The organism is Chromobacterium sphagni, assembly GCF_001855575.1.
GTDB lineage: Bacteria > Pseudomonadota > Gammaproteobacteria > Burkholderiales > Chromobacteriaceae > Chromobacterium > Chromobacterium sphagni.
This window is the reverse complement of record NZ_MKCS01000001.1, coordinates 1548542-1557274: the sequence shown is the minus strand read 5'-3', so window position 1 is coordinate 1557274 and position 8733 is coordinate 1548542. Positions and strand designations below refer to the sequence as shown.

Annotated in this window: 9 protein-coding genes; 1 reads left to right on the top strand and 8 read right to left on the bottom strand. The window is 68.2% G+C overall.

Annotation, left to right across the window (positions count from 1 at the left end):
- The first annotated feature begins 137 nt into the window (after positions 1-137).
- A complete protein-coding gene (locus tag BI347_RS07495; protein WP_071115622.1) occupies positions 138-812 on the top strand; it encodes a transaldolase family protein in 675 nt (224 codons plus the stop codon).
- Between the two features lie 64 nt (positions 813-876).
- On the opposite strand, the gene BI347_RS07490 is transcribed toward BI347_RS07495, so the two are convergent.
- From BI347_RS07490 to BI347_RS07455, 8 genes are all read right to left on the bottom strand, one after another.
- On the bottom strand, positions 877-1704 hold the full coding sequence (locus tag BI347_RS07490) for a phosphodiesterase (RefSeq protein WP_071115621.1): 828 nt from the start codon (positions 1702-1704) through the stop codon (positions 877-879).
- On the bottom strand, positions 1701-2762 hold the full coding sequence (locus tag BI347_RS07485; RefSeq protein ID WP_071113366.1) for an ABC transporter ATP-binding protein: 1062 nt from the start codon (positions 2760-2762) through the stop codon (positions 1701-1703). Before BI347_RS07485 ends, BI347_RS07490 begins: the two co-directional genes overlap by 4 nt.
- Complete coding sequence (locus tag BI347_RS07480; RefSeq protein ID WP_071113365.1) at positions 2759-3544, bottom strand: ABC transporter permease; 786 nt, start codon at positions 3542-3544, stop codon at positions 2759-2761. The genes BI347_RS07485 and BI347_RS07480 overlap by 4 nt, the downstream gene beginning before the upstream one ends.
- A gap of 15 nt (positions 3545-3559) precedes the next feature.
- Entirely contained in the window at positions 3560-4381 is an 822-nt protein-coding gene (locus BI347_RS07475) for an ABC transporter permease (protein ID WP_071115620.1), read from the bottom strand.
- Positions 4382-4427: 46 nt separating this feature from the next.
- Positions 4428-5438, bottom strand: coding sequence for an ABC transporter substrate-binding protein (locus BI347_RS07470; RefSeq protein WP_071115619.1), 1011 nt, complete (start codon positions 5436-5438; stop codon positions 4428-4430).
- Between the two features lie 27 nt (positions 5439-5465).
- A complete protein-coding gene (locus BI347_RS07465) occupies positions 5466-6461 on the bottom strand; it encodes a LacI family DNA-binding transcriptional regulator (protein WP_071115618.1) in 996 nt (331 codons plus the stop codon).
- A complete protein-coding gene (locus BI347_RS07460) occupies positions 6445-7107 on the bottom strand; it encodes an HAD family hydrolase (protein WP_071115617.1) in 663 nt (220 codons plus the stop codon). The genes BI347_RS07465 and BI347_RS07460 overlap by 17 nt, the downstream gene beginning before the upstream one ends.
- A gap of 171 nt (positions 7108-7278) precedes the next feature.
- Positions 7279-8685, bottom strand: coding sequence for a CoA transferase (locus tag BI347_RS07455; protein WP_071115616.1), 1407 nt, complete (start codon positions 8683-8685; stop codon positions 7279-7281).
- Between the last annotated feature and the right edge of the window lie 48 nt (positions 8686-8733).

Below are 8733 nucleotides of genomic sequence, written 5' to 3'. Positions count from 1 at the left end.
AAATCGTGAAAAAAACATGATCAACAGCAAGGCAGCCTCGCCACATAGGCCTCCGCAGCTGGCCGAGCATGCCGGCCAGCTGCTAGCATCAAGCCCCTTCCAGACACCGCCGCGATAGAAAAAGGACAATAAGCAAAATGAAAATCTGGCTGGACACCATCGATTTCGACGCCATCAAGGACGCCCAGGCGCTTGGAATTCTGGCGGGCGTGACCACCAATCCATCGATACTGGGCGCAGCCGCAAGCTGCGTGGAAGACATCATCGCGACGCTGCTGGAGATCCAGCACGGCCAGGTGGCGGTTCAGGTCATCAGCAACGAGATGCCCGGCATGCTGCGGCAGGCACGCGCGCTGGCGGCCATCAGCCCCAGGATGGTGGTCAAGATCCCGGCGATAAACGACGGCTTCAAGGCGATATCGATATTGGAGAAAGAAGGCGTCGCCACCCTGGCGACGACCATCTTCGAAACCCGGCAGATCGTGCTGGCGGCTATGGCGGGCGCGAGCTACGCCGCCCCTTACGTCAACCGGATAGAGGCCTCGACCGGCAACGCCTTCGCCCTGCTGCAAGAATCGCAAGCCATCCTGGAAAAACACCGCTACCGGACCGCCATCATGGCCGCCGCGATCAAGTCCACCGATCAATTCCTGCGATGCGCGCAGATCGGGGTGGGCGCCATCACATTGCCGCCGTCCGTCTATCAAGGCCTGTTCGCGTCCAGCCAGGACATCGACGACAGTCTGCTGCGATTTGAAACGGCGTGGCGCTCCAACGCATTCACCGCGCAATCCAGCCTGTTCACGGCATAAGCCATCGCCGCCCGGGGATGCATCCCACCACCGCGATTGCCGGCGGTTTGGCGGCGCGCGGCCGTCAGTCGATCAGGCTGCCGCCTTCGTCAAAAAACGGATGCGGCCCCTCGGCCGGATCAATGCATGCCTGGTGCGAAACCAGGCCCTGGCCCGGCCGCCACAGATGCAGCATGAAGCCGCCCGGTTCCAGCACATAAGCGGACGGACCGTCGGCGCGCAGGTCCAGCGCCACCTGGTGGGCCGGCGCCGGGCTGGTGCAAGCCAGCGTGCCGGCGAAACGCGCCTGGATGGGCCGGTGCAAGTGGCCGCACACGATCCGCTCGACATTGGGCCAGGCCGCCACCCGGCGCGCCAGCTCGGCCGCGGCGTCAGGGTCCAGGCCTATCGCGTCCATGTGGGCGATGCCGGTCTGGAACGGCGGATGGTGCATCGCCAGCACCACCGGCCGGCCGGCGCTGGCGGCCAGCAGCGCGTCCAGCCAATCCAGCCGCGCCCGGCACAGCATGCCGCCGCTGCTGCCCGGCTGCAGCGTGTCCAGCGCGATCAGCCTCACCTCGCCCACGTCCAGCGCGTACTGGATGAACTCGGTGTGGCCATGCAGGTAATCATGATCGGCGAATACCTGGCGCAAGGTGTCGCGGCGGTCGTGGTTGCCTGCCAGCAGCGCATAGGGCATGGCCAGCCGGTCCAGCAGCGGGCGCAGCGCCTGGTATTCCTCCAGCGCGCCGCTGTCCACCAGGTCGCCGGTGGCCACCACCCAATCCGGCCTGGGCTCCAGCGCGTTGATGCGTTCGACGCAGCGCTGCAGCGCGCCGGCGGTGTCCACCTTGCCATAGGCGAACTTGCGATCGCGCTTGATGTGCAAATCGGAAATCTGGCACAGAATCATTGCGCCTCCTGCCGGACCGCGGGATTGGCGTGCCACGCTTCAGGAAGCAGCCGGATGCCTACGGCGTCTCCTGCGCGCGGCGCGCGGCGGCCGGCCACGTCTATCAGCAGCGGGCTGGAGCACACGCCGGTGACGGTTAGCCGGGTGCGCTCGCCCAGGAACACCGCCTGCGCCACCACGCCGCGCAGCCCGGCCTCGTCCGCCGCCACCACTCGCGCGTCCTCCGGGCGGAACCACAGCTCGCTCGCCGGCGCCGCGCCCGCCGCTGCCGGCAGACGGCCGCCGGCGCAATGCAGCGCGCCCTCGCGCCAACTGCCGTCCAGCCGGTTCATGGTGCCGATGAAGCCGGCCACCGCGGCATTGGCCGGCTGGTAGTAGATTTCCCGCGGCGTGCCTGTCTGCTCGATGCGGCCGGCGCTCATCACCACGATGCGGTCGCCCAGCGCCATCGCCTCGGCCTGGTCGTGCGTCACATAGACGGTGGTGACGCCCAGGCCGCGCAGCAGGCCGTCCATCTCGCCGCGCAGCGATTCGCGCAGCTGGGCATCCAGCGCGGTCAGCGGCTCGTCCAGCAGCAGCGCCCGCGGCTGCGGCGCCAGCGCACGGGCCAGGGCCACCCGCTGGCGCTGGCCGCCGGACAATTGGCCGATGGCGCGGTCGGCGAACTCGCCCAGCCGGGTCAGCTCCAGCAATTCGTCCACCCGGCGCTTGACCGCGTCCTTGGCGGTCTTGCGGATGCGCAGGCCGTAGCCTATGTTCTCGCGCACGCTCATATTGGGGAACAGCGCGTAGCTCTGGAACACCATGCCCACCTGGCGCGATTCTATCGGCAGCCAGGTGACGTCGTCGGCGCCAAACAGTACGCGGCCGCCGGCGTCGGGCTGCTCCAGCCCGGCGATCAGCCGCAGCGTGGTGGTCTTGCCGCAGCCGGAAGGCCCCAGCAGCACCAGCGTTTCGCCGGCGGCGATCTTGAGGTTGACCGGCTCCAGCGCCCGCTGGCCCTTGGCATAGCTCTTGGCGCAGTTTTCCAGCGTGATTTCCAGCGAATCCAGTTTCATGCGGATTTCCTTGCGTCCGCGCCGCAGCGCTGCATCAGCACCAAGAGCGGCACGATCATGATGAAGAAGATCAGGGTATAGGCGCTGCCCACCTCCAGCCGCATCGAGGCGTAGGCGTCGGCCAGCCCCACCGGCAGCGTTTTGGTGGCGGGGGTGTGCAGCATCCAGGTGAGGTTGAATTCGCCTATGGACAGCGTCACCACGGTGAGCGCGCCGGCGATGACGCCGGGGCGGATATTGGGCAGCACCACGGTGAGGAAGCGCTGGCGGAAGGTGGCGCCCAGGCTGGCAGCCCCCTCCTCCAGCGTCTTCAGGTTCTGGCTCAGGCAGATGGCGGCCACCGCACGCACCATGAAGGGCAGCGTGAACACCACGTGGCCCGCCACGATGAACAGCCAGCTGTTGCGAAAGGCCGTGAAGCCGCCGTACACCACCAGCAAGGCCAGCGCCGAAGCCAGCCCCGGCACCGCCACCGGCAACACCAGCAAGCTCTCCAGTAGCCTGGCCAGGCGCCTGGGCGAACGGGTGAGCGCGTAGCCGGCCGGCACCCCTATCGCCAGCACGATGGCCAGGGTAGCCAGCGCGATGCCCAGCGACAGGAAGATGGCGTCCCGGTACAGCTCCCACACCTGCGCCACCCAGCGCAGGGTGAGTCCGCCGCGCCAGCCCCGGAAATAGTTGTCGGTGACGCCGGCGACGATGGACATGGCGATGGGCACCAACAGGAACAGGCTCATCAGCACGGTGACGCCTGCCTGCAGCGAAATCAGCAGTTTTTTCATGATGGATGCCCCCGATCAGGCCGCGGCCGCCGCGCCGTCGCCGCCGAAGGCGTGCGCCAGCGCCAGCGCCGCCCAGGTGGCCGCGCCCAGCACCACGCTCAAGGCGGCGGCGGTCGCCAGATTGGCGTTGAGGGTGAACTCGCTGTAGATCGCCATCGGCATCACGTTGATGTCGGTAGCCAGCGTGAAGGCGGTGCCGAAGGCGCCCATCGAGGTGGCGAAGCACATCGCGCCGGCGGCCAGGAGCGCCGGGGCCAGCGCCGGCAGCACCACGTCGCGCTGGATCTGCCAAGGCGCGGCGCCCAGCGCGCGCGCGGCTTCCTCCAGCGTGGCGTCCAGCTTTTCCGCCGCCGCCATCACGGTGAGGATCACCCGCGGAATGGAAAAATAAAGATAGCCGAGGAACAACCCGGCCATCGAGTAGGCGAACACGCTGCGGCTGCCCAGCAAGGCCTGGGTGATATCGCCTATCAGGCCCTGGCGGCCGGCCAGCATGATCACCATGAAGCCCACCACCACGCCGGGAAAGGCCAGGGGCAGCGTCAGGGTGGCGATCAGCGTCCGGCGGCCGGGAAAGCGGCGCCGCGCCAGAAACAAGCCGGCCACCAGCGACAAAGCCAAGGTGGCGGCGGTCACCAGCAGCGACAGCGCCACCGTGGCCAGCAGGCTTTCCAGATAGCGCGGGTTTTGCAGCATGGCCAGGTAGCCGGCGCCGCGGTCGGCGGCGCTGATGCGCACCAGCGCCGTTATCGGCAGCAGCCAGAAGGCGGCGAACACGGTCAACGCCGGCGCCAGGAAGGCCAGCCGGCGCATCCGGGAAAACGTCAGATCTTTCATTCTCTGCTTCCCTGCCCCCGCCGCCCGGCGGGGGCCTTGCTGAGGATCAACGAACTTCGGCCTGGTAGCGCTGCATGAAAGCCTGCTGCGCCGCCGCCATCTTCTGGTAATCCACCGCCTTGACGCGAGCATACTCGCCGGCCGGCAGGAACTTGGCCGCCACCTCCTTGCCCATGCCGCCGCGCACCGGGCGCAGGAAGGCGTTGGCCCACACCGCCTGGCCTTTTTCGGACAGCAGGAAGTCCAGCACCTTCTTGCCGTTTTCCGGATGCGGTCCGTTCTTCACCAGCGTCATCACGTAGGGAATGGAAATGGAGCCTTCGCTGGGGATCACGAATTCAACATTGGCGTGATCCTTGTACTTGGCGCGGTAGGCGTTGAAGTCGTAGTCCAGCATGATGGGAATTTCGCCGGACAACACCCGCGCGTAGGCGGTCTGCTTGGGCACGATGGCGTCGTTGGCCTTCAGCTTCCTGAAGTAGCCGATAGCCGGCGCGAAGTTGTCCAGGCTGCCGCCCATCGCCTGGTTGGCGGCCACCGCGCCGGCGTAGCCGACAAAGGCGCTGCTGGGGTCGAGAAAGCCCACCATGCCCTTGTATTCCGGCTTCAGCAGATCACGCCAGCTGCGCGGCACCGGCTTGCCTCCCAGCGCGTCCTTGTTGACGAAAAAGCCGATGGCGCCGGAATGGATGGTGAACCAGTAGCCCTGCGGGTCTTTCAGTCCGGCCGGGATGGCGTCCCAGTTCTTCGGCTTGTACGGGGCGAGCAGGCCCTTGTCCTTGGCCTGGAAGGCCGAGCCTATGCCGAGGTAGACCACGTCGGCCACCGGGCTCTTTTCCTCGGCCATCATCTGGGCGATGGCCTGGCCGGAATTCTTGTTGTCCAGCGGCACGACGATGCCGGTGGCCTGCTGGATGGCCTTGACCTGGCTGGCCCAGTCGGCCCACTCCGGCGGACAGTTGTAACAGATGGCGGTGGGGCCGGCGTGGCTGAGGCCGGCGGCCAGCAGCAGGCCGGCGGACAGGGTGGACGCGAGCAGATGGCGAAGACGCGGCATGTTTCTCTCCAGGGATGGCAAACGGGATCAGGGGGAGGCGATGGAGCCGCCATGGCGCAGGCCATGCGGCAGAATCCGGGCGCTGTCGGCGGGAAAGCCCTGCAGCCAGGCGTCCAGCGTGGACACCGCCAGCGCGCCGATATCGAAATTGGGTTGCGATACCGAGGCCAGCGGCGGCGACAGCAACTCGCCCACCGCCAGGCCGTCGAAGCCGAGGATGGCGATGTCGCGCGGAACGCGCAGGCCGCGGCGGGCCAGGCTGCGCATCACCAGCATCGCCAGGCGGTCGTTGCCGCAGAACAAGGCGTCGGGACGGGTGTCGGGACGCGCCAGCAATGCGGCCACCTCGTCGGGCAGGGTTTCGCTGTTGAAGTCGATCTCTATCGCCGGCGGCGCCTCCAGGCCGGCGGCCTCCAGCGCCTGGCAATAGCCCTGATGGCGTTGGGCGGCGCGGTCGGACGCCGCCAGGCTGCCGGTCAGCATGCGGATGCGGCGGTGGCCTCGCGCCAGCAGCAGTTGCACTCCGTCGCGGGCGGCGCGGCAATTGTCCACCGCCACGCAGGGGCGGCTTTCGCAATGGTTGTAGACCAGCACGTGCGGCGTGCCGGCAGCGGCCAGCCGATCCAGCATGGGATTGCGCTCGGCGTGCGCCACCGTCAGCACCAGGCCGTCCACGCGCTGGTGCAGCAGCGTTTCCAGCGCGCGCTGTTCGCGTTCGGCCTGGTAGCTGGTGGTCATCACCATCAGCCGGTAGCCGCTGGCTGCGGCTCTTTCCTCCATTCCCTGCAGGCATTCGGCGAACACCGGGTTGGACAGCGTGGGCAGCATCACCCCGATCAGCCCGGTCTTGTCGGTGCGCAGCTGGCGGCCCAGCAGATTGGGCTGGAACTCCAGCTCGGCGATGGCCTGCTGTATCGCCTCGCGAGTGCCCGGCCGCACCAGGTGCGGCGCATTCAGCGCCCGCGACACCGTGGCGATGGACACCCCGGCATGGCGGGCCACGTCCTTAATATTGTGCTTCAAGAACAGCCTCCGCGCGCGCGATCACCGGCCAGCCCCGCTGCCCGGCATGAAGCCGCAGCATGTCGTCCGGCGCCACCGCCACCGGGTGGCTGACCGCCAGCAGCAAGGGCAAGTCGTTGTGCGAATCGCTATAGAACCAGCTCTCCGCCAGCGACGGCAACGACCAGCCCCGCGCCGCCAGCCAGGCCTCGACATGCGCGACCTTGCCTTCGGCGAAGCAGGACAGGCCGTTTATCAACCGTTCCGGCTCCGCGGTGATCAGCGCGGGGATGCCTAAAGCCCATGCCGCCTCTTCGATCAGGCAACGGCGGGTGGCGCTGACGATGGCCAGCCGGTCGCCGCGCTGATGGTGGTAGCGCACCCGGTCTTTCAACAGCGCGGACAATTGCGGCAGCAAGCGGCTGACGGCGAAAGCATGGCGATGCGCCCTCAGTAGCTCCGGCGCCAGCGCGGCGTCCACGCGCTGGCGGAAATCCTGCAACGCGGAAAAATCCAGGGTGCCCTGGCCGTAATCCCACATGAACCGCTCATGGCGCGCCCAGTCGGCTGACGAAATCAGCCCGGCGTCCAACAGGTACGCATACCACAGCATATTGCTGTCGCCGTTGAGCAGGGTATGGTCGAAATCGAAGAACGCGACCCGCATGGCGCACCGCCTGGAAAATGAAAACGTTTACATTTTCAGCGCGGCGCGTGACGCGCGGATGATTGCCAGGTTACGAAAAAGTGATGGCTGCGCTCAGCGAAGCATGCCGAAAAGCCGGCCGCCGCGGGACTGCGAGCGGCGGCCGGCCCGATGCCGGACATGTCGCCGGGATCACAGCCATTCGGCGGCGGACGAGCCCAGCGCGCCGGCCGGATAGTCCCAATGCATGGGCGTGCCGGCGATGGACATCGGCGGCTGGATGCGCCGCGCCGGTCCCCATCCAGTGTTTTCCAGCGGCTCGGCCAGATCGTCCCGGCTTTCCGCCGCCAGGGCAGCGGTGTCTTGCGGATTGGCGCACTCGGCCAGCAACTTGGCGGTGCGGGCCAACGAGGCGCGCGCGCTGCCGCCCTCGCCGCTTGCCAACCGCTGCGTCAGGCCGCGGATCGCCGCGGCTGCCAACAAGTAGCCGGTGGCATGGTCCAGCGCCTGATTCGGCAAGGGCACCGGTCGCTCGCCGCCGCTGGCGCGCATGCCGGCATCAGCGATGCCGCTGCTCATCTGGACCAGGCTGTCGAAGCCCCGCCGGCCGCTCCACGGCCCGCTCCAGCCATAGGCATCCAGCGACACATCGATCAGCGCCGGATTCAGCTCGCGGCGTCTGGCGGCATCCAGTCCCAACCTTGCCAACGCGTGGGGACGATAGCCGTGGACCAGCACGTCGGTCTCGGCGAGCAGCCGCTCCAGTTGCCCCCGCTCGGCCGGATTCCGCAGATCCAGCCGCGCGCAACGCTTCCCCAGCACCACTTCCGGCACGATGCCCGGCTCCTCCCAGCCCAGCGGGTCTATCCGCAGCACCTGCGCGCCGAAGCCGGCCAGAAAGCGCGTGGCCACCGGCCCGGCCAGCACCCGCGTCAGGTCCAACACGCGCACGCCGCTCAGCGGGCGTTCGCGCCTGACCCGCCATCTCGGCAAGGCCATGCGGCCTCCGCCCGACCGGTGCAGCAACGGCTCGGCAGCCGCCGCCCGCCCCTGCGGATGCTCGGCCCACTGCCGCAGGGTATGCATGGCGGCGGCGCAGCCATCGCGCTCGACCACCGCCGCCTCCAGATCGCTGGCGCGCCAGCCCGCCACCGCGCGCGCCACCGCCGTCCTGTCCGCCGCCGCCCCCAACACCGCCAGCGCCGCCTCCCGGTGATGCGGCGCATTGGTGTGCAGCCGGATCCAGCCGTCGGCCGCCTGGTAATCGCCGGCAACGGCATCCCACAAGGGCGGCAAGGTCCAGCCTTGCGGACGCAGCGAGCTGCCGAACCAGAACGACGCCAGCCGCCGATCCACCACCACCCGCGGCATGCTGCCGGTGGCAAGCTCCAGCAACTCCGCCACCGCCAGGCCGGCGGCGCCGACCGCCGCAGCGGCGAAATCGGTGACAGCGAACACCGCCGGCAGCGCTCCGCTCCCGCCCACCGCGATATGCGCCAACTGATCCGGGCGGCCGCCGACAGCGTCCCAGAACGCGTCCAGATAATGTTGCGCCGGCGCGGCGCGGCCAGAGATCGGGCTGAATGCATGGTCGAACATGATGGCTCTCCGTTGTTTAGCTTCCCTCCGGAAGAATATGCCCGTTGA